Below are 18,852 nucleotides of genomic sequence, written 5' to 3'. Positions count from 1 at the left end.
CCTGCTGTCTTGTTGAGGGGGCCGGTCGGTGGCCTGAGGGTGCGTGCTGGCGGTGCGACGTGCGGCCCCGCTGAGCGGTCCGGGGAGGGGGCGGGGTGTGGTGTGGCGGTAAGACCGGCTGACGCGGTGTGGTCAGGTACACTTTGCGTGGCCTGTGCCCGCAGGCCGACTACGCGCGCCCAGCAGCGACGCCGTTCTCTCGGTCCGGATGTGAGTCCGGTTGGAACGGCGCGGGGCCGCCAGGGCGGTAGCCGTACGGCTGCCGCGAAACCGAGACCGCGCCCAGTGATGGGCGCCCCGACCAGGAGGCACCATGGCTCCCGTCGTCACCATGCGACAGCTTCTCGAAAGCGGCGTTCACTTCGGTCACCAGACCCGCCGCTGGAACCCCAAGATGAAGCGCTTCATCTTCACCGAGCGCAATGGCATCTACATCATCGACCTGCAGAAGTCGCTGTCCTTCATCGACCGCGCGTACGACTTCGTCAAGGAGACGGTCGCGCACGGCGGCACCATTCTGTTCGTCGGCACCAAGAAGCAGGCCCAGGAGGCCATCGCCGAGCAGTCCACGCGCGTCGGCATGCCGTACGTGAACCAGCGCTGGCTGGGCGGCATGCTCACCAACTTCTCCACCGTGCACAAGCGGCTCCAGCGCCTCAAGGAGCTGGAGGAGCTCGACTTCGACAATGTGGCCGGTTCCGGCCTCACCAAGAAGGAGCTCCTGATGCGCCGCCGCGAGAAGGAGAAGCTCGAGCGCACGCTCGGCGGCATCAGGGACATGGCCAGGGTGCCGAGCGCGGTGTGGATCGTCGACACCAAGAAGGAGCACATCGGCGTCAACGAGGCGCGCAAGCTGAACATCCCGGTCGTCGCGATCCTTGACACCAACTGCGACCCCGATGAGGTCGACTACCCGATCCCGGGCAACGACGACGCCATCCGCTCGGTGAGCCTGCTCACCCGCGTGATCGCCGACGCCGTCGCCGACGGGCTCATGGCCCGCGCGGGCGCCGGTCGCGGCGACGAGAAGCCGGCCGGTCAGGCCCAGGCCGAGCCGCTGGCCGAGTGGGAGCGGGAGCTGCTGGAGCGCGCCGAGGGCGAAGCGACCAAGGACGAGGCTCCGGCGGACGCCGAGGGCGCGGAGGCGGCCCCGCAGGCCGAGGCCCCTGCGGAGGAGGTCCCCGCGGAGGAGGCTCCCGCCGCCGAGGTCGAGGCCCCGCAGGCTGAGGCCCCGCAGGCTGAGGCTCCTCAGGCTGAGGCTCCTCAGGCTGAGGCTCCTCAGGCTGAGGCGAAGGCCGAGTCCGGCGAGGCCGAGCAGCAGCAGGGCTGAGCCTTCCGCTGAGCCCTCCGGTACGGCCCGCACGGGGCCGTACCGGGCAACGGATCTCCCCGGGTGGGCGGGCCGCCGGGGCCGCCCACCCGGTCCCACGACGACTCCCAGACGACTCCCACGAGGGAAAGACAATGGCTTCTGTGAACATGGCCGACGTCAAGCGGCTCCGTGACGCGACCGCCGCCGGCATGATGGCCTGCAAGAAGGCGCTGGAGGAGGCCGGCGGCGACTTCGACAAGGCCGTCGACCTGCTGCGCATCAAGGGCGCCAAGGACGTCGGCAAGCGCGAGGCGCGTACCGCCTCCAACGGCCTGATCGCCGTCAAGCACGTCGGCGACTCGCTGGCCGCGCTGCTGGAGCTCAACTGCGAGACCGACTTCGTGGCCAAGTCCGAGCGGTTCCAGGAGGTCGCGGCCACGGTCGTCGACCACATCGCCAACGCCAAGCCGGCCGACGTACCGGCCCTGCTCGACTCCCAGGTCGGCGGCAAGTCGGTCAAGGAACTGCTGGACGAGACCAACGCCGCGCTCGGCGAGAAGATCGAGATCCGCCGCTTCGCCGTGCTCGAAGGCGGTTACGTCGGCGGCTACATGCACAAGACCGACCCCCAGCTCCCGCCGACCCTCGGCGTGCTGGTCCAGCTCGACGTGCAGAACGCCGAGGTCGCCAAGGAGATCGCGCAGCACACCGCGGCGATGGCGCCGAAGTACCTGGACGCGGAGAGCGTGCCGGCCGACGTCATCGAGAAGGAGCGCGCGGTCTTCGAGCAGATGACCCGCGAGGAGGGCAAGCCGGAGGCGGCGCTGCCCAAGATCGTGGACGGCCGGATCAACGGCTGGTACCGCGACTTCACCCTGCTCCAGCAGGTGTTCGTCAAGGACGGCAAGAAGAGCGTCGGCAAGATCGCCGAAGAGGCGGGCGTGAAGGTGCTGAGCTTCGTCCGGTACAAGGTGGGACAGGCTTAGTCTTACTAGCAGCCCGAACAGCCCAGTCGAGGAGGCCGCCGTCGTGCAGGAGAACCCCGAACCCGCTACGCCGGCGGTTTCATCGCATTCCGGGCCATTGCGCTGGAAGCGTGTGATGCTCAAACTTTCCGGCGAGGCGTTCGCCGGCCGGGAGCCGCTGGGCATCGACGGGGTGGTGGTCGGCCATCTGGCCGACGCGATCGCCGAGGTGGTGCGCGAGGGCGTACAGGTGTCCGTGGTGGTCGGCGGCGGCAACATGTTCCGCGGCGCCACGCTCTCCCAGCAGGGGATGGACCGTGCCCGTGCCGACTACATGGGCATGCTGGGCACGGTCATCAACTGCCTCGCCCTACAGGACTTCCTGGAGAAGCGCGGGGTGGAGACCCGCGTGCAGACCGCCATCACCATGCAGCAGGTCGCCGAGCCCTTCCTGCCCAGGAGGGCGATCCGCCACCTGGAGAAGGGCCGAGTGGTGATCTTCGGTGCGGGTCTGGGCTCGCCGTTCTTCTCGACCGACACCTGCGCCGCGCAGCGCGCGCTGGAGATCGGGGCCGAGGCGCTGCTGAAGGGCACGCAGGTCGACGGCGTCTACGACTCCGACCCGCGGAAGAATCCCGATGCCGTACGCTTTGACCACTTGGAGTACGGGGAGGTCCTCACCAGAGGGCTCGGGGTCATGGACGCCACCGCGATCAGCCTGTGCATGGACAACGGACTGCCCATCGTCGTCTTCGACCTGCTGGGGGATGGCAACGTGCTCCGGGCGGTCCGCGGTGAGAAGATCGGCACGCTGGTGAGTCCGGCAAGGTAAGTCAAGCCCGCGGTCCGCGAGGGCCAGTCCTTCGCGGACGGGGACGACACCCCTCGTGGGCAGCGAAATAGGGAGCCGCTGTGATCGACGAAACTCTCCTCGAAGCCGAGGAAAAAATGGACAAGGCCGTGACCGTCGCGAAGGAGGACTTCGCGAGCATCCGTACCGGCCGGGTCGCGCCGTCGATGTTCAACAAGATCAACGCCGACTACTACGGCACGCCGACCCCGGTCCAGCAGTTGGCGTCGTTCCACGTGCCGGAGGCCCGGATGATCATCATCCAGCCTTACGACAAGGGCGCGATGAGCGCGATCGAGAAGGCGATCCGGGACAGTGACCTCGGGGTGAACCCGGGCAACGACGGACAGATCATTCGCGTGGTCTTCCCCGAGCTGTCCGAGGAGCGCCGCAAGGAGTACATCAAGGTCGCCCGGTCGAAGGCCGAGGCGGCGAGGGTCGCGGTGCGCAACATCCGTCGGCACGCCAAGGAAGCCCTGGACAAGCTCGTCAAGGACGGCGAGAGCGGGGAGGACGAGGTCCGGCGTGCGGAGAAGGAGCTCGACGACCTCACCCAGAAGCACGTCGCGCAGATCGACGAGCTGCTCAAGCACAAGGAAACCGAGCTGCTCGAAGTCTGAGCGGCGGGCCCGCCGAACAGCCCGCCTGGGCAGATGCGGGTGAGGCGGCTTCGCGTGCCGAGCGGTGGGGTTCGAGTTGTGTGGAGTGACGGTTCTGGCGAAACCGCGCATTCGGGTTGTTCGTGGCTGTTGAGGTGAATGCACGGCCGGAGGGGCCGGGGGCGGTGTCCCGGGATATCCGGCATTGTCCAGACACTAGGCTGGTGGATGGACAATAACCTGCAATACGAACATCTGGCCGGTGGGGCAGGTCTGCTGTGGATGACCTGGCCTGGCCCGGATGTCCGGCCTTGGCCGGGCTTGGATGCGGACGGCCTGGTCCGGTGGGGGGATCCGGCCCGGATACGGTCGGCCCGATCCGGACACCGGCAGGCCGCCGGTGGTCCGGCCTGGCCCGGGCGCTGCCATGAAGAAGTGCGTAAGAGAGTGAGACGCGCGTGGAATCTGCCGCCGACGGCTCCAGAACCCCCGGCGCCGCCGACGGCGACAAGGCGACCCGGCCCGCCGGCGACTCCGACGACGCGAACCGGCCCGCCGACCTGTCCGCCGATGCCCGCGCCGAGGCGGGGCGACCTTCCGGGGAGGCCGGTCAGGTCGCGGGGGAGACGGCAGGCAGGGTGACCGGGCGAAGCGGGCGCAACCTGCCGGCGGCGATCGCCGTGGGGCTGGTCCTCGCGGCGCTGGTCATCGGCTCGCTCTATACGATCAAGGCGTTGTTCCTGCTCGTCGCCGGTGTGGCGGTCGGCCTCGGGGTCACCGAGCTGGTACGGGCTTTCGCGACGCGCGGCATTCAGGTGCCGCTGGCGCCGGTGCTCACGGGTCTGGCCGCGATGATCGCGGGCGCGTATTGGGGCGGCCCCGCATACCTGGTCGGCGCCTTCGCGGTGACGATCTTCACGTTGCTCGCCTGGCGGATGATCCGCAAGAACGACGGCACCGAGCACGCGAGCGACGGCTATGTCAGAGACGCGTCCGCGAGCGTCCTCATCGCCGCCTACCCGGCGTTCCTCGCCGGCTTCGTGGGACTCCTGCTGGAACCCCCGGACGGCGCGCACCGCGTGGTCGTCTTCGTGGCGGTGACGGTCGCCAGCGACATCGGCGGCTACGCGGCCGGGGTGCTGTTCGGGCGGCACAAGATGGCCCCCGAGATCAGCCCGAAGAAGACCTGGGAGGGCTTCGCCGGTTCGGCGCTGGCCTGTGTGCTCGTCGGCGCGTGGCTGGTGTCGTGGCTGCTCTCCGGCGCGATCTGGCAGGGCGCGCTGCTCGGCGCGGTGGTGGTCGTGTTCGCCACGGCGGGCGATCTGGTGGAATCCGTCATCAAGCGCGACCTTCAGCTCAAGGACCTCGGCAGACTGCTGCCCGGCCATGGCGGGATGATGGACCGTCTCGACTCGCTGGTGGTCACGCTCATCCCGGTATGGGTACTGCTGGAGCTGTTCATCCAGCGATGAACCGGGACGGCGGCAGCCGTACGTCCTCGTGGAGTTCGGCCTCGGTGACCGGGGCGAGCCAGAGCCAGCGCACGGCCTCGCCGCCGAAGGCGAACCCCGACAGATCGGGCATCACCGGCGGATCAGCACGCAGGATCACTCCGCGATAGTCCGACCCGAGCGGAAACGTGGCCGGTTCGTGGTACCACCTGGCGGTGTGCCCGTGGCCCAGCCAGGTGACCGAGTGCCAGGGGTACTGCCCGAGCCACAGGAAGAGCCTGGCCGCCTCCCTGGGGTCGCCCCTGGTGGCCAGGGCCAGCTCGATGCGGGCGTAGGTCTCCGGATGGTCGATGTACTGCTCGACGGTGGGCATCCGCTGGCAGCTCATCCCCACGGTGGACAGGATCGTGTGGTCGCGCCCGTGCTCCGGAGGGCGTTCGCTGATGCCCACCGTGGGCAGGCGCCCGCCGCTCGCGTCCCAGTAGCGCCCCGCCGTACCGGCCCGTCCGTCCAGGTGTCCGAGCACGAACTGCTGGAACGACGGCCACGCGCCCTCCGACCTGCGCCACTCCCAGTACGAGGCCGCCTTGGCGACCCGCGGGGCAAGGCCCTCCATCGCCTCCTCCAGCGCCCAGGCGAACGAGGTCTCGCCGAGGGCCTCACGCGAGTAGCCCGGCATGCCGCGTGCCATGTCGGCCCACCCGGGGATGACGGCCAGCAGCTCGCCGTCCTCGTAGAGCGCGGCCCCGTCGCCCTCCTCGAACCACAGCACGGACAACTCGCCGAGCGGCCGCCGCCCCGCCGGGTGGCGGGTGTTGGCCCGGGGCATCAGCGGCGGCAGGCCCGCGTCGAGCCGGGAGGCGTCCACGGCGGCGGGGGCGGGCAGGTGATTGGCCAGCCAGACGGCTCCGTGGACCTCGCCGCCCGGGGCGCAGAGGTAAGCTACCGAGGAGATCTCGTCGCGTTCGACCACCAGCGTGCGGCTGCCGTACGGGTTGGCGTCGGTGAGCAGGACCTCCGCGCCGTCCGGTACGGCGCGGCGCCGGCTGCCGCCGTGGTCGCCCGCGGAGCCTGCCGGACGGGATGTCGCCATACAACCGCACTTTAGATCAACGCCGGCCCCGGGCCACGGGATGTCGGCACAAAGTCGGGACAATTCAGTGTCGAAAGCGAGCGTCCAGACGGTGCCCTCCACGTCGTCCACGTCATCCACATCGTCAAAGCAGCACGAATCCGCCACGGCGAGCGCGGAGCGCCCCCGGCTGACCCTCGTCGCCCCGCGCCGCGCCAAGCCCGCCCGTCATCTGGCCGACCTGTCGATGGCCGAGCGGCGTACGGCGGTGGCCGAGCTGGGCGAGCAGGCGTTTCGGGCGGACCAGCTCTCCCGGCACTACTTCGAGCGGCTCACGCACGACCCCGCCGCGATGACCGACCTGCCCGCCGCCGCGCGCGAACGGCTGGCCACCGAGCTGCTGCCGACGCTGCTCACCTCGGTCAGGGAGATCACCTGCGACGACGGCATGACCAGGAAGACCCTGTGGCGGCTGTTCGACGGCGCGATGGTCGAGTCGGTGCTGATGCGCTACCCCGAGCGGGTCACCATGTGCGTGTCCTCGCAGGCGGGCTGCGGGATGAACTGCCCGTTCTGCGCCACCGGCCAGGCGGGGCTGACCCGCAACATGTCCACCGCCGAGATCGTCGAGCAGGTCGTGGCGGGGGCGCGGGCGCTGGCCGCGGGGGAGGTCCCCGGCGGTCCCGGCCGGGTCAGCAACATCGTGTTCATGGGCATGGGCGAGCCGATGGCCAACTACAAGGCGGTGATCGGGGCGGTACGCCGGATGACCGATCCCTCCCCGCACGGCCTCGGCATCTCGGCGCGCAACATCACGGTCTCCACGGTCGGCCTGGTGCCCGCGATCGCCAAGCTGGCGGCCGAGGGGCTGCCGCTCACGCTCGCGCTGTCCCTGCACGCCCCGGACGACGAGCTGCGCGACACGCTGGTCCCGATCAACACCCGCTGGAAGGTCGCCGAGGTGCTGGAGGCGGCCTGGGAGTACGCCAGAGTGACCAAGCGGCGGGTCTCCATCGAGTACGCGCTGATCAAGGACGTCAACGACCAGGAGTGGCGGGCCGACCTGCTGGGCCGGCTGATCAAGAACCACCTGGTGCACGTCAACCTGATCCCGCTCAACCCCACGCCGGGGTCGAAGTGGACGGCCTCGCGCCCGCAGGACGAGCGGGCGTTCGTCCGCCGCCTCGAAGAGCACAGCGTGCCGGTGACCGTGCGCGACACCCGGGGCAGGGAGATCGACGGGGCCTGCGGCCAGCTCGCCGCCGCGACCCCCGCCGAGTAGGCGCCGGCTAGGGCCGGGTACGGCGCAGCAGCGCGTACGCGACCAGCCCGGCGGCCGACCACAGCAGCGTGGGCAGCGCGAGCAACGGCAGGTCCGCGCCCAGTGTGCCGTCGTTGGCGGCGCGCATCCAGCGCATGATCGGTATGAGCACGGCCCCCACCGGGGTGTAGCTCACCAGCAGCAGCGCGGCGAACCCGCCGAACAGCGCCGGCATCGACGCGGCGGGCGAGGGCATGATCGGCCGGCTGCTCAGCGCGCCGAGGGCGATGCCGGTGGCGACGGCGAGCAGGTGCAGCAGCACGCCCTGCGCGATCATGGCGGCCGGCGGGACGCCCTGGAAGCCGATCAGCAGCGGGACGACCACGGCGAGCGCGGCCAGGCCGGTGTTCACCGCGGCGCACGCGCCGAGCCCGGCGGTGATCTCCCGCCGGGGACCGCCCGCCGCGGCCATCGAGACGACCCGCTGCGCGTCCGGTTCGGTGTCCAGCAGCCCACGCGCGGCCCAGGCGAACACCACGATCAGCAGCCCGGCGGAGTTGGCGTAACTGCCGGCCGCGTCGTCGGCGGGCGCGCGTACCGCGTAGAAGATCATCAGCATCAGGACGAGGACGAAGAGGGGCTGGAGCAACCGGTGCGAGCGCGTGTAGGCGGCCAGCTTGAACCGGATCAGCGCGACGGTCATACCCGTGGGCCCTCCTTGGTCTCGGCCGCCTCGGGAAGGGCCGCGGTCGCGGGCCGCACGCGGACCTGGTGGCCGTCGGCGCGCAGCCGGGCCGCCAGTCCGGCGGCGGCCGAGGCCGCGGCGACCACCTCCACCACCGCGAGCGGTTCCTCCGGCTCGCCCGCCGCTCCCGCGGTGACCATCGTGTCGGCCACGGTGAGCGTACGGCGGGCGGTCACCTCGCGCAGGTCGCCCTGGTGGTCGCTGACCACCACGACGCCTCCGGCCGCCGCCACCTCGGCGACGATCATCGCCAGCTCGCCCCTGGCCCGCTCGTCCAGCCCGGCGAACGGCTCGTCGAGGATCAGCAGCCGGTCCTCCGCCGGGCCGAGCAGCGCCTGGACGAGCCCGACCTTGTGCGCGCTGCCCTTGGACAGCTCGCCGAGCGGCCGGTCCAGCAGCGGGGTGAGGCCGAGCCGGTCCGCCAAGTCGCCGTGCCCGGAGACCCCGCGTACGCGCGCCATCGCGGCCAGGTAGGCCGCGGCCGTGAACGGCTGACCGGCGGGGAAGGTCTCCGGCGCGTAGCCGACCCGCGCGGGACGGCCGGTGATCGAGCCCGCCGTGGGCCGCAGCACTCCGGCCAGCAGCCGCAGGAACGTGGACTTGCCAGCGCCGTTGCGCCCGGTCACTTCCAGCACCTCACCGGGCTGGACGTCGAGGTCCACGTCGCGAAGAATCCAGGGCCCGCGCCGGGTGTACCGAAATGAGACGGTGGAGAGGCGCATAGACCCCAAAGAGTATCCGATAGATCACTAGCTACCCGGACAAAACGGCCGATGCCCCCCTCAGTCGATCACGCCGATCTGCCGCGCCGCCCTGATCGCCAGCCACACCTCGGCGAAGTCGGCGCTCGCCGTGAGGTCGCGCCCGGTCAGCTCGGCGAACCTGCGCAGCCGATAGGACAGCGTGTTCTGGTGGACGTGCAGCGCCTTGGCGGCGTCGTCGAGCCTGCGGTCGCGCTCCATCCAGGTGCGGACCGACTCCAGCAGCCGGGTCTCGTGGCCCGCGTCGTACCGCAGCACCTCGCCGAGCACGTGATCCACCAGCCCGCCCAGCACCGCGGGGTCGTCGGGCAGCCAGCGCCCGGCCGTGTCGTCGCCGTAGGGCACGAAGCCCTGCCCGGACTCGGCGGCCCGCGCCGCGGCCCAGGCCGCCTCGCGCTGCGGCACCTTCAGCGAGGCGCCGGGCGGGAACGGCCGGCTGGCCCCGGTCGCGGCCCCCGGCAGCGCGCCCAGCGTCTCGCGCACCGTGGGGGAGTCGGCGGCCAGCACGTACAGGTCGTCGCGGCGGCGCAGGATCAGCCGCGGGTGGTCGGCCAGCGCCCGGTCCAGTGTGTCGTCGCGGGCCTGGCGCACCACCAGCAACAGCAGCATCCCCTGCTCGTCGTCGGGGTCGGCGGGCAGGCCGAGCCGGCGCAGGCGCCGTCGTACGGCGGAGGGATCGAGCACGTCCTGGAGCATCTCGGCCAGGGTCTCCGCGCCCTCGCGGCGCTGCGCCTCGTGCTCGTGGCGGGCCATGGCCAGCCGCAGCGCGGCGACGGTCGCGATGTGCTGGACCACCGCCAGCCCGGCCGGCCGCGCGCCCTCGCGCTCGAACGCGACCAGGAACCCGGCGGGCCCGCCCGGCGCGGGCACCGGCAGCACGAAGCCGCCCGGGATGGTCGGCGGCGCGTCCGGCGATGCGGGCAGCACCGCCGGATCGGGCGGCACGGGCACGCCGGGCAGCAGCGGACGGCCCTGCGGCGTGCAGAGATGGACCTGATAGCCCGACAGCCGCTCCAGCCTGCGAAACAGCGTCGCCGTGTCGAGGTCTTCCGAGGCCATCCAGCGCAGCGCGCCGAAGACCTGGAGCTGCGCGCCGAGGCGCTGGCGCGGGTCCTCCTGTACGGCGGCGGCCACCTCCTGCGCGATCGCGATGAACGGCACCGCGAGCGGCACCTCCAGCACCGGCATCCCGCGTGCCTCGGCGGTCGCGAAGAACTCCTGGTGCAGCGGCGGCACGTGCAACTGCTCCGACAGGGCGAGGGCGGAGACCCCCGCGTCGTCGAGCCGCCGCAGGTAGGCCCCCTGCCCGGCGGCCTGGCGGGGGATCGCCATCCCGGTCGTCATGATCAGCTCGGCGCCCAGCAGCCAGGGCGTGGGGTCCTCCAGCTCGCTGACGTGCGCCCAGGACACCGACCTGGACAACCCGGACTCGCCGGCCACCACGCGCAGCCGCAACTGCGGGAACCGGACCAGCTCCTCAACGGTCAGCCCACCCCGTTCGGGCTTGTGATCCGCCACAAGACCCACCGTAGCTCTTTGTGAGCACACCAATTGCCCCGCCCCGTTGCCGTTGCCGAAACTGACGAACAGGTGCGGCGGCGAGCTGGTCCCTCTGCAGGTCGAACCGCACGACCCCCCGATTCCCCTAAGAATCCCCCAAGTGGGCATGTGGTCGCGCCGTTTCCTGCCCGGGTGCGGCGCGACCACATGGTCACCTGTCCCTTGCGGACGCCACGCCCCCGTACGCCTCCGACCCCGAGCGGAAGGAACACCTCCCGATGACCGTGCCCCGAGGGCCAGTCGATTCCTCCCGAGTGCCGCGTTTCGCCGGACCGGCGACGTTCGCCCGGCTGCCTCGCCTGGACGAGGTGGGCCGCGCCGACATCGCGGTCGTGGGAGTGCCGTTCGACACCGGCGTCTCCTACCGGCCGGGGGCGCGGTTCGGACCGGCCGCGGTGCGCGAGGCGAGCCGGCTGCTCCGGCCCTACCATCCTGGGCTGGACATCTCGCCGTTCAGCGCGCGGCAGGCCGCCGACGCCGGCGACATCGCCTGCAACCCATTCGACATCGGCCAGGCCGTCGAGACCATCGAGGAGGCCGCCGACGCGCTCACCGCCGACGGCGCCCGCCTGGTCACCGTGGGCGGGGACCACACGATCGCGCTGCCGCTGCTGCGCGCCGCCGCCCGGCGGCACGGCCCGCTGGCGCTGCTCCACTTCGACGCGCATCTGGACACCTGGGACACCTACTTCGGCGCCGAGTACACCCACGGCACTCCATTCCGCCGCGCGGTCGAGGAAGGTATTCTCGACACCGAGGCGCTCGGTCATGTGGGCACGCGCGGCCCGCTGTACGGCAAGAGCGACCTCGACGATGACAAGCGCCTCGGTTTCGGCGTGGTCACCAGCGCCGACGTGATGCGGCGCGGAATCGACGAGACGGTCGACGCGCTGCGGCAGCGGATCGGCGACCGTCCCCTTTACGTGTCGGTGGACATCGACGTCCTCGACCCGGCTCACGCGCCCGGCACCGGCACCCCGGAGGCCGGCGGGATGACCAGCAGGGAGCTTCTGGAGATCCTGCGCGGGCTGGCCGGCTGCCGGCTGGTCGGCGCGGACGTGGTGGAGGTCGCTCCCGCGTACGACCATGCGGAGATCACCTCGATCGCCGCCTCCCACGTCGCCTACGACCTGATCAGTCTCCTCGCCTTCCGGGAATGACCATGACGACTGCGCCGCCGCCCATAACGGAGATAGAGACCTTCGGGGTCGAACGCATCCCCGACGCGGACCGCACGGCTCGCCCGTTCGACCTCTTCCGGGTCTCCTTCGGCGGCGCCAACACCTTCGCAACCTGCGTGCTCGGCGCCTTTCCCATCCTGTTCGGGCTGTCGTTCTGGCAGGGGCTCGCGGCGACCGTGCTCGGCCTGGTCACCGGGGCGCTGATCCTCGCGCCGCTGGCCGTGTTCGGCCCGCTCAACGGCACCAACAACGCGGTGTCCTCCTCGGCTCACCTGGGCGTCCACGGCCGCGTGGTCGGCTCGTTCCTGTCGCTGCTCACCGCGATCGCGTTCTTCTCGATCTCGGTGTGGTCGTCCGGCGACGCCCTGGTCGGCGGGGCCGCCCGGCTCGCGGGCCTGCCCCGGACCGCCCTGGCGTACGGGATCGCCTACGCGATCTTCGCCGGGCTGGTGCTGGTCGTGTGCGTGTACGGCTTCCGCTTCATGTTGTTCGTGAACAAGATCGCGGTGGCCGGGGCCTCGCTGCTGTTCGTGCTCGGCGTCTTCGCCTTCGCGGGCGACTTCGACGCGGCTTATCCGGGCACATTCGCATCCGCGGGTGATCCGCTGTTCTGGCCGTCCTTCATCGGGGCGGCCTTGATCGTGCTGTCCAACCCGGTGTCGTTCGGGGCGTTCCTGGGCGACTGGTCCAGGTACATCCCGGCGGACACGCCGCGCCGCCGGGTCATGGGCGCGGCCTTCCTGGCCCAGGCGGCGACGATCCTGCCGTTCGGGTTCGGCCTGGCCACGGCGTCGGTGATCGCGGTCAAGGCCGCGCCGTACATGGACGCGGCCGCGCCCAACTACGTGGGCGGGCTGCTGGCCGTCTCGCCCGGCTGGTACTTCCTGCCGGTCTGCCTGATCGCGCTGATCGGCGGCATGTCCACCGGCACCACCTCGCTGTACGGCACCGGCCTGGACTTCTCCAGTGTCTTCCCGCGCTTCAGCCGGGTCCAGGCCACCGTGCTGATCGGGGCGCTGTCCATCGTCTTCATTTTCCTCGGCCGCTTCGCGCTGAACCTCACCCAGAGCATCTCGACGTTCGCGACGCTGATCATCACCTGTACGGCGCCCTGGATGGTCATCATGATGACCGGCTACCTGACCCGCAGGGGCTGGTACGACCCCGAGGCGTTGCAGGTCTTCAACCGGCGCCAGCGCGGCGGGCGCTACTGGTTCACTCACGGCTGGAACTGGCGCGGCATGGCCGCCTGGATGGTCTCGGCCGCCCTGGCCATCGCCTTCACCAACATTCCCGGCCAGTTCGTCGGGCCGCTCGGCGGCCTCGCCGGGGGCGTGGACATCTCGCTGCCGCTCGGCCTCGGCGTCGCCGCGGTGCTCTATCTGCTGCTGCTCACCGTCTTCCCGGAGCCGCGCGCGGTGTACGGCCCGGGGGGTCCGCGATTCGTACGTGCCGCGGACACCCCGGTACCGCCTATCATCGGGCCCGGAACCGCGACAGCGGAGCAGCCCGCCCCCGTGTGAGGACGACCGTATGATCGTTGATCTCTCGGTGCCGATTCATACCGGCATGCCGGTCTATCCGGGCGACCCGGAGGTCAAGGTCTCCCCGGCGCTCACCGTGGGAGAGGAGGGCGTCAACGTCCTCGGGCTGCATCTCGGCTCGCAGTCCGGCACCCACGTCGACGCGCCCTACCACATCGACGACGCGCTGCCCGACCTCGATGTGCTGCCGCTGGATCGGTTCATGGGCCGGGCCACCATCGCCGACGTGCGCGGCCTGCCGCCGCGCACGCCGATCGGCCCCGACGCGCTGGCCCCGGCGCTGCGTCCCGGCCTCATCCTGCTCATCGCCACCGGCTGGGCGGCCCACTGGGGCACCGAGCGCTACCTGGCCCACCCCTACCTCACTCCGGACGCCGCCGCGCTCATCATCGACTCGGGCGTCCGCACGGTCGCCATCGACGCCCTGAGCGTCGATCCCACGCCGGTGCCCGAGACCGATTCGGCCGACCCGCTGCCCGCGCACCGCGTGCTGTGCGGGGCGCACGCGGTGATCGCGGAGAACCTGCGCAACCTCGACGTACTGCTGGACGCCCGCCCGGTCCGCCCGATCGAGGTGTCCCTGCTGCCGATCCGCATCGCGGGCGCCGACGGCGCGCCGATCCGGGCGGTCGCCCGGCTGTAGGTCACGAAGTACGCCGCGAAGTTGCCCTCAAGCGCGCTTGAGGTTGCAGCATGGGCCTGCACGTCACCGCAACAGAACGGCGGCGATCATGGACATCGGGATCGGCCTGCCCGGACACGTTCCCTGGACCGACGGCAGGACACTGGTCGAGTGGGCGCGGCGCGCTGAGGCGCGCGGCTTCTCCACGCTCAGCGTCAGTGACCGGCTCGTGTGGAACACACCGGAACCGCTGATCGCACTGGCCGCGGCGGCGGGCGCGACCTCCCGCATCCGGCTGCTCACCAGCGTGCTGATCGGGCCGCTGCGGGCCAATCACGCGCTGTTCGCCAAGGCGGTCACCACCCTTGACCAGGTCGCCGGGCCGGGTCGGTTGCGCCTCGGGCTGGCCCCCGGCCTGCGCGACGACGACTTCGCCCACGGCGAGGTGGACTACCCGACCCGGGGGAGGGAGTTCGACCGGCTGCTGGACCGGCTGGCCGCCGTGGTCTCGGGCGGCGATCCGGTCGGCCCGCCGCCCGCCACCGCCGGCGGCCCCCCGCTGCTGTTCGGCGGCGGGTCGGCGGCGGCACTGCGCCGGATCACGACGCATGGCACCGGCTGGATCGCCGGTGACGCCACGCCCTCGGCCCCGGCGCGCACGACGCGGTGGAGCGGGCTATCGGCTCGTACTACGCCTTCGCCGGCGAGGAGTACGCCCGGTACGGGGTGTCCATCGCCTACACCCGCGAGGAGGACATCGCCGCGGCGGTGGCCGAATTCGCCCGGATCGGCTGCGATGAGCTGATCTTCATGGGCAACGATCCCGATTCGGCCCAGGTGGATCTGCTGGCCGCCGCGGTGGGTCTGTGATCTCCTCCGCCGCGGGCTCGCCCGCGCGGTAGCGCCACAGCACCGGGAAGGCCGCCGCGGTGACCAACATGACGATCACCGCCAGCAGGCCGCCGCCGGTGATCGTCCAGGTGGTGTCGGCGACCGCGCCCACCGTACCGTGGGCGAAGTCGGCCAGCCGCGGCCCGCCCGCGGCCACCACGATGTCCGCGCCCTGCAACAGGCCCCGCATGGCGTCCTTGGCCGCCGCCTGCAGGATGGTCTTGCGGAACACCCCGAGCAGGACCAGGCCCGCCGGGCCACCGCCCGGCGGATCGCCGAAGGTCTCCCTGGCTCTTTGGTCACCCTCCCGGACAGGCCGGGCGAACGGCCACATGCTCGCGGAAACCTACCTCAAATGATCGGCAGTGGCATATCTCACAATGCCGATCGGGAATTCTCAACGACGCCCGCTGGTTCAGCCACAAGTTCCGGAATTCCCCCCACGACGAGGTCCCCGGTGATCGAGCTCCGCCAACTGCGCAAGGTGTACGCCAATGGCGTCGTCGCCCTCGACGGCGTCGATCTGAGCGTGCGCGAAGGCGAGATCCTCGGCGTGCTCGGCCGCAGCGGCGCGGGCAAGAGCACGCTGCTGCGCTGCGTGAACCTGCTGGAGCGGCCCACTTCGGGGACCGTCACCGTGGACGGCCGCGAGCTGTCCGCCCTCGGGCGCGGCGAGCTGCGCGCGGCCAGGCAGCGGATCGGGATGATCCACCAGCACTTCGCCCTGCTGTCCTCCCGCACGGTCGCGGGCAACGCGGCCTTCCCGCTGGAGATCGCCGGAGTGCCGCGCGACCAGCGCGCGGCCCGGGTGCGCGAGCTCCTTGAACTGGTGGGGCTGGCCGACAAGGCCGCCGCCGTACCGGCCCAGCTTTCCGGCGGGCAGAAGCAGCGCGTCGGCATCGCCCGCGCCCTGGCCGCAGGCCCCAGCGTGCTGCTGTCCGACGAGGCCACCAGCGCGCTCGACCCGGCCACCACCCAGTCGATCCTCGCCCTGCTGCGCAGGCTGAACACCGAGCTGGGCCTCACCATCCTGCTCATCACGCACGAGATGCAGGTGGTCAAGAGCATCTGCGACTCCGTCGCGATCATGAGCGACGGCCGGATCGAGGAGGCGGGCCGGATCACCGACCTGATCGCCACCCCCGGTGCGGCGCTCACCAGGGAGATCTTCCCGCTGCCCGAGCCGGCCCCGCCCGGCACCGTGACCGTGACGTTCGCCGGGCAGGCGGACGAGCCGGTCATGTCATCGCTGGTGCGGAAGTTCGACGTGGACGTCAACGTGCTCGGCGGCTCCCTGGAGGAACTGCGCGGCGCGCCGGTCGGGCGCCTTCGGGTGCGCATCGAGGGCAAGGGCGCGGCGGACGCGCTCGGCTACCTCACCGGACTCGGCCTGCTCGTGGAGGTGGCGTGAACTTCGAGGAACTGCTTCCCATCCTGGCGCAGTCCACCGGCGAGACCCTCCAGATGGTGGCCATGGCCACGCTGCTCACCGCGGTGTTCGGGCTGCCGCTCGGCGTGCTGCTGGTCACCGCCGACCGGGGCGGGCTGACCCCGGCCCCGGCATTCAAGGCGGTGCTCGGCGCGGTGGTGAACATCGGCAGGTCGCTGCCGTTCATCGTGCTGATGGTCGCGGTCATCCCGTTCACCCGACTGGTCACCGGCACCACCATCGGCACCGTCGCCGCGGTCGTCCCGCTCACGCTGGGAGCGGTGCCGTTCTTCGCCCGGCTGGTGGAGACCGCGCTGCGCGGCGTGGACCGCGAGGTCGTCGAGGCGGCCCAGGCGATGGGCGCGCGGCGGCTCGCCATCGTGGGCAAGGTGTTGCTGCCGGAGTCGCTGCCCGGCCTGGTGGCCGGGCTGACCGTGACCATCGTGGCGCTGATCGGCTACTCGGCGATGGCCGGGGCGATCGGCGGAGGCGGGCTCGGCGACCTGGCGGTGCGGTACGGCTACCAGCGGTTCGACACCGGCGTCATGATCATCACGGTGGTGCTGCTCATCGTGATCGTGCAGTTCGTCCAGAGCCTGGGTGACCTCGTCGCCCGCAGGCTCGACAAGAAATGACCGGTGGCAGGGACTGGCCCGGCCACCGGAGATCGGCAAAGGAGTAATCGGCGTGCGTAGGTTTCTCGGGGGCGCGGCGGCCGCGGTACTGACACTGGTGCTCACCGCGTGCGGGGGCGGATCGGGGGAGCCCGCGGCTCCGGCGGCCGACGGCGCCGTCAAGATCGGGGCCAGTCCCACGCCGCATGCGCAGATCCTCACGTTCGTGCGCGACAAGCTGGCCACGGGCGCCGGGCTCAAGCTGGAGATCGTGGAGTTCACCGACTACGTCCAGCCCAACACCCAGTTGCAGGACGGCAAGCTGGACGCCAACTTCTTCCAGCACAAGCCCTACCTCGACGACTTCGTCGCCTCCAAGGGCGGCGCGGCGCTGACGTTCCTGCAGCCGGTGCACCTGGAGCCGCTCGGGCTGTACTCCCGCAGCGTGAAGTCGCTCGGCGCGCTGCCCGCGGGCGCGAGCATCGCCGTGCCCAACGACGCCACCAACCTGGGCCGCGCGCTCAAGCTGCTCCAGGACAACGGGCTGATCACGCTCGAGGAGGGCGCGGGCACCGCGGCCACCGAGCGCGACGTGGCGGGCAACCCCAAGAAGTTCACGTTCAAGCCGCTGGAGGCGGCCCAGTTGCCGCGCTCGCTCCAGGACGTGGACGCCGCGGTGATCAACGGCAACTACGCCCTGGAGGCCGGGCTGAAGCCGGCCGGTGACGGCCTCGCGCTGGAGAAGGCCGAGGGCAACCCGTACGCCAACGGCCTGGTCGTCCGCACCGACCAGAAGGACGACGCCGACCTCAAGAAGCTCGCCGGGCTGCTGGCCGGGCCGGAGGTCGCGAAGTACATCAAGGACACCTTCGGCGACGGCGCGGTGATCCCCGCCCAGTCCTGAGCGGGAGGGGTCAGCCCGGCCGTGGCCGGGCGGCCCGCCTGCGCACCAGCGTGACGAGGACCGCTGTCACCGGGGCGGCGAGGAACGCCCCGGCGATCCCGGCGACCACGCTGCCGATCGCGATGGCGACCAGGATGATCGCGCCGGGCAGGTCGAGGGCACGGCCGTAGATCTGCGGGGCCAGCACGTGCCCCTCGACCTGCTGGACGAGCACGGTGACGGCCACCACGATGAGCGCCACCAGCCAGCCCTTGGCCACGAACGCCACCACGGCGGCCAGCAGCCCGGCCGCGAACGCGCCGACCACCGGCAGGAACGCGCCCACGAAGGTCAGCACGGCCAGCGGCAGCGCGATCGGCACGCCGAGAATCCACAGCGCCAGGCCGATGAAGAACGCGTCCACCGCGCCCACGATCGCGATGCCCCGCACATAGCGGCCGATGACGTCGAACGTCGTGTTGCCCGTGTCGAGCACCCGGACCCGCACACCCGGCGGGCACAGGTCCGCCAGCCAGCGGAACAACCGGTCGCCGCCGTGCACGAAGTAGATCGACAGGATCATCGCCAGGACCAGGCCGACCACGATCTCGCCGAGGGTGCGCGCCCCGGCGATGGCCCCGGTGGCGATCCTGGACCACTGCTCGTTGAGATACTGCTGCGCCTCGGTGGTCAACTGCTTCAGGCGCGCGTCGTCCAGGCCGAGCGAGCCCGCCGTGCGGTGCAGGTCGTCGACGACCTTGCCGAAGCTCGAACCCAGCTCGGTGAGGCCGTCGGCGGTGGGCGGCACGAGCAGCGCGACCAGCGCGGCGAACAGCGCCAGGCCGCCCACCCACACCACCGTGGTGGACACCGCGCGGTTCATTCCGTGCCTGCGGAGCCGTTGCGCGGCCGGGTAGAGCAGCGCGGTGATGAACACCGCGACGATCACGGCCAGCACGACCGTGCGGATCAGCCCGACGATGTAGAGGGTCGCCCAGGCCAGCAGGCCCAGGCCGGCCAGGTGCCAGGCGGCCGTACCGGCCCTGCGCAGGCCGCCGCCGTCGCCGGGCTCGTGGGTGGCCTGCACGGCCGGGGCCGGCTCGGCCGGGGGC

19 protein-coding genes are annotated in these 18,852 nt (G+C 71.5%); 13 read left to right on the top strand and 6 right to left on the bottom strand.

Annotated elements, in window-relative coordinates; genetic code table 11:
* Positions 1-313 precede the first annotated feature (313 nt).
* From rpsB to C1I98_RS16985, 5 genes are all read left to right on the top strand, one after another.
* Positions 314-1,330, top strand: a complete 1,017-nt coding sequence (rpsB, locus tag C1I98_RS17005) for a 30S ribosomal protein S2 (protein ID WP_111168431.1) — start codon at positions 314-316, stop codon at positions 1,328-1,330.
* Between the two features lie 134 nt (positions 1,331-1,464).
* Positions 1,465-2,298 (top strand): translation elongation factor Ts, encoded by an 834-nt coding sequence (gene tsf, locus C1I98_RS17000; protein ID WP_111168430.1) that lies wholly within the window; start codon positions 1,465-1,467, stop codon positions 2,296-2,298.
* A 115-nt stretch (positions 2,299-2,413) separates the two neighbouring features.
* Positions 2,414-3,109, top strand: coding sequence for a UMP kinase (gene pyrH / locus C1I98_RS16995; RefSeq protein WP_225878719.1), 696 nt, complete (start codon positions 2,414-2,416; stop codon positions 3,107-3,109).
* Between the two features lie 80 nt (positions 3,110-3,189).
* Positions 3,190-3,747, top strand: a complete 558-nt coding sequence (frr, locus tag C1I98_RS16990; RefSeq protein WP_111168428.1) for a ribosome recycling factor — start codon at positions 3,190-3,192, stop codon at positions 3,745-3,747.
* A 437-nt stretch (positions 3,748-4,184) separates the two neighbouring features.
* Positions 4,185-5,198 carry a phosphatidate cytidylyltransferase gene (locus C1I98_RS16985; RefSeq protein WP_233507933.1) on the top strand — a complete coding sequence of 338 codons (1,014 nt, stop codon included), beginning with the start codon at positions 4,185-4,187 and terminating at the stop codon, positions 5,196-5,198.
* Here the strand turns inward: C1I98_RS16985 and C1I98_RS16980 are convergent.
* A complete protein-coding gene (locus tag C1I98_RS16980) occupies positions 5,185-6,270 on the bottom strand; it encodes a suppressor of fused domain protein (protein WP_111168427.1) in 1,086 nt (361 codons plus the stop codon). The genes C1I98_RS16985 and C1I98_RS16980 overlap by 14 nt on opposite strands.
* Before the next feature lie 169 nt (positions 6,271-6,439).
* On the opposite strand from C1I98_RS16980, the gene rlmN reads away from it, so the two are divergent.
* The gene (rlmN, locus tag C1I98_RS16975; protein WP_233507934.1) at positions 6,440-7,531 is read left to right on the top strand and encodes a dual-specificity RNA methyltransferase RlmN; all 1,092 of its coding nucleotides are present in this window, start codon (positions 6,440-6,442) and stop codon (positions 7,529-7,531) included.
* 7 nt (positions 7,532-7,538) lie between these two features.
* On the opposite strand, the gene C1I98_RS16970 is transcribed toward rlmN, so the two are convergent.
* The 3 genes from C1I98_RS16970 to C1I98_RS16960 all read right to left on the bottom strand — a co-directional run bounded on the left by C1I98_RS16970 (position 7,539) and on the right by C1I98_RS16960 (position 10,534).
* Entirely contained in the window at positions 7,539-8,213 is a 675-nt protein-coding gene (locus tag C1I98_RS16970; RefSeq protein ID WP_111168425.1) for a hypothetical protein, read from the bottom strand.
* Positions 8,210-8,917, bottom strand: a complete 708-nt coding sequence (locus C1I98_RS16965; RefSeq protein WP_233507932.1) for an ATP-binding cassette domain-containing protein — start codon at positions 8,915-8,917, stop codon at positions 8,210-8,212. Before C1I98_RS16965 ends, C1I98_RS16970 begins: the two co-directional genes overlap by 4 nt.
* A gap of 120 nt (positions 8,918-9,037) precedes the next feature.
* Positions 9,038-10,534 (bottom strand): PucR family transcriptional regulator, encoded by a 1,497-nt coding sequence (locus C1I98_RS16960; RefSeq protein WP_233507931.1) that lies wholly within the window; start codon positions 10,532-10,534, stop codon positions 9,038-9,040.
* 260 nt (positions 10,535-10,794) lie between these two features.
* On the opposite strand from C1I98_RS16960, the gene speB reads away from it, so the two are divergent.
* From speB to C1I98_RS16940, 4 genes are all read left to right on the top strand, one after another.
* The gene (speB, locus tag C1I98_RS16955; protein WP_199536996.1) at positions 10,795-11,736 is read left to right on the top strand and encodes an agmatinase; all 942 of its coding nucleotides are present in this window, start codon (positions 10,795-10,797) and stop codon (positions 11,734-11,736) included.
* Positions 11,733-13,280: a purine-cytosine permease family protein gene (locus C1I98_RS16950; RefSeq protein ID WP_199536995.1), complete on the top strand. Its 1,548-nt coding sequence runs from the start codon at positions 11,733-11,735 to the stop codon at positions 13,278-13,280. The genes speB and C1I98_RS16950 overlap by 4 nt, the downstream gene beginning before the upstream one ends.
* A 10-nt stretch (positions 13,281-13,290) precedes the next feature.
* Positions 13,291-13,944, top strand: a complete 654-nt coding sequence (locus C1I98_RS16945) for a cyclase family protein (protein WP_111168422.1) — start codon at positions 13,291-13,293, stop codon at positions 13,942-13,944.
* A gap of 88 nt (positions 13,945-14,032) precedes the next feature.
* Positions 14,033-14,728 carry an LLM class flavin-dependent oxidoreductase gene (locus tag C1I98_RS16940; RefSeq protein WP_111168421.1) on the top strand — a complete coding sequence of 232 codons (696 nt, stop codon included), beginning with the start codon at positions 14,033-14,035 and terminating at the stop codon, positions 14,726-14,728.
* Between the two features lie 3 nt (positions 14,729-14,731).
* On the opposite strand, the gene C1I98_RS16935 is transcribed toward C1I98_RS16940, so the two are convergent.
* Positions 14,732-15,148 (bottom strand): hypothetical protein, encoded by a 417-nt coding sequence (locus C1I98_RS16935; protein ID WP_111168420.1) that lies wholly within the window; start codon positions 15,146-15,148, stop codon positions 14,732-14,734.
* A 123-nt stretch (positions 15,149-15,271) separates the two neighbouring features.
* Here C1I98_RS16935 and C1I98_RS16930 point away from each other — a divergent pair, with 123 nt between their 5' ends.
* The 3 genes from C1I98_RS16930 to C1I98_RS16920 are packed head-to-tail and all read left to right on the top strand — an operon-like array spanning position 15,272 to position 17,761.
* Positions 15,272-16,225, top strand: a complete 954-nt coding sequence (locus tag C1I98_RS16930; protein WP_233507930.1) for a methionine ABC transporter ATP-binding protein — start codon at positions 15,272-15,274, stop codon at positions 16,223-16,225.
* 53 nt (positions 16,226-16,278) lie between these two features.
* Entirely contained in the window at positions 16,279-16,878 is a 600-nt protein-coding gene (locus C1I98_RS16925) for a methionine ABC transporter permease (protein ID WP_111168433.1), read from the top strand.
* Positions 16,879-16,930: 52 nt separating this feature from the next.
* The gene (locus C1I98_RS16920) at positions 16,931-17,761 is read left to right on the top strand and encodes a MetQ/NlpA family ABC transporter substrate-binding protein (RefSeq protein WP_111168418.1); all 831 of its coding nucleotides are present in this window, start codon (positions 16,931-16,933) and stop codon (positions 17,759-17,761) included.
* Positions 17,762-17,771: 10 nt separating this feature from the next.
* Here C1I98_RS16920 and C1I98_RS16915 read toward each other — a convergent pair.
* Positions 17,772-18,852 (bottom strand): AI-2E family transporter (locus C1I98_RS16915; protein ID WP_306461895.1); only part of this gene is annotated, 1,081 nt, incomplete at its 5' end.

Source organism: Spongiactinospora gelatinilytica, from assembly GCF_003236385.1.
Lineage (GTDB): Bacteria > Actinomycetota > Actinomycetes > Streptosporangiales > Streptosporangiaceae > Spongiactinospora > Spongiactinospora gelatinilytica.
This window is presented reverse-complemented; position numbering and strand designations above follow the sequence as displayed.

What these genes read in the sequence shown, in the direction of transcription:
- C1I98_RS16940 (WP_111168421.1), top strand. Translation starts at nt 14,033, where the DNA reads ATGGACATCGGGATCGGCCTGCCCGGACACGTTCCCTGGACCGACGGC.
- C1I98_RS16980 (WP_111168427.1), bottom strand. Translation starts at nt 6,270, where the DNA reads ATGGCGACATCCCGTCCGGCAGGCTCCGCGGGCGACCACGGCGGCAGC.
- rpsB (WP_111168431.1), top strand. Translation starts at nt 314, where the DNA reads ATGGCTCCCGTCGTCACCATGCGACAGCTTCTCGAAAGCGGCGTTCAC.
- C1I98_RS16925 (WP_111168433.1), top strand. Translation starts at nt 16,279, where the DNA reads ATGGTGGCCATGGCCACGCTGCTCACCGCGGTGTTCGGGCTGCCGCTC.
- speB (WP_199536996.1), top strand. Translation starts at nt 10,795, where the DNA reads ATGACCGTGCCCCGAGGGCCAGTCGATTCCTCCCGAGTGCCGCGTTTC.
- pyrH (WP_225878719.1), top strand. Translation starts at nt 2,414, where the DNA reads ATGCTCAAACTTTCCGGCGAGGCGTTCGCCGGCCGGGAGCCGCTGGGC.
- C1I98_RS16935 (WP_111168420.1), bottom strand. Translation starts at nt 15,148, where the DNA reads ATGTGGCCGTTCGCCCGGCCTGTCCGGGAGGGTGACCAAAGAGCCAGG.
- C1I98_RS16945 (WP_111168422.1), top strand. Translation starts at nt 13,291, where the DNA reads ATGATCGTTGATCTCTCGGTGCCGATTCATACCGGCATGCCGGTCTAT.
- tsf (WP_111168430.1), top strand. Translation starts at nt 1,465, where the DNA reads ATGGCTTCTGTGAACATGGCCGACGTCAAGCGGCTCCGTGACGCGACC.
- C1I98_RS16970 (WP_111168425.1), bottom strand. Translation starts at nt 8,213, where the DNA reads ATGACCGTCGCGCTGATCCGGTTCAAGCTGGCCGCCTACACGCGCTCG.
- C1I98_RS16950 (WP_199536995.1), top strand. Translation starts at nt 11,733, where the DNA reads ATGACCATGACGACTGCGCCGCCGCCCATAACGGAGATAGAGACCTTC.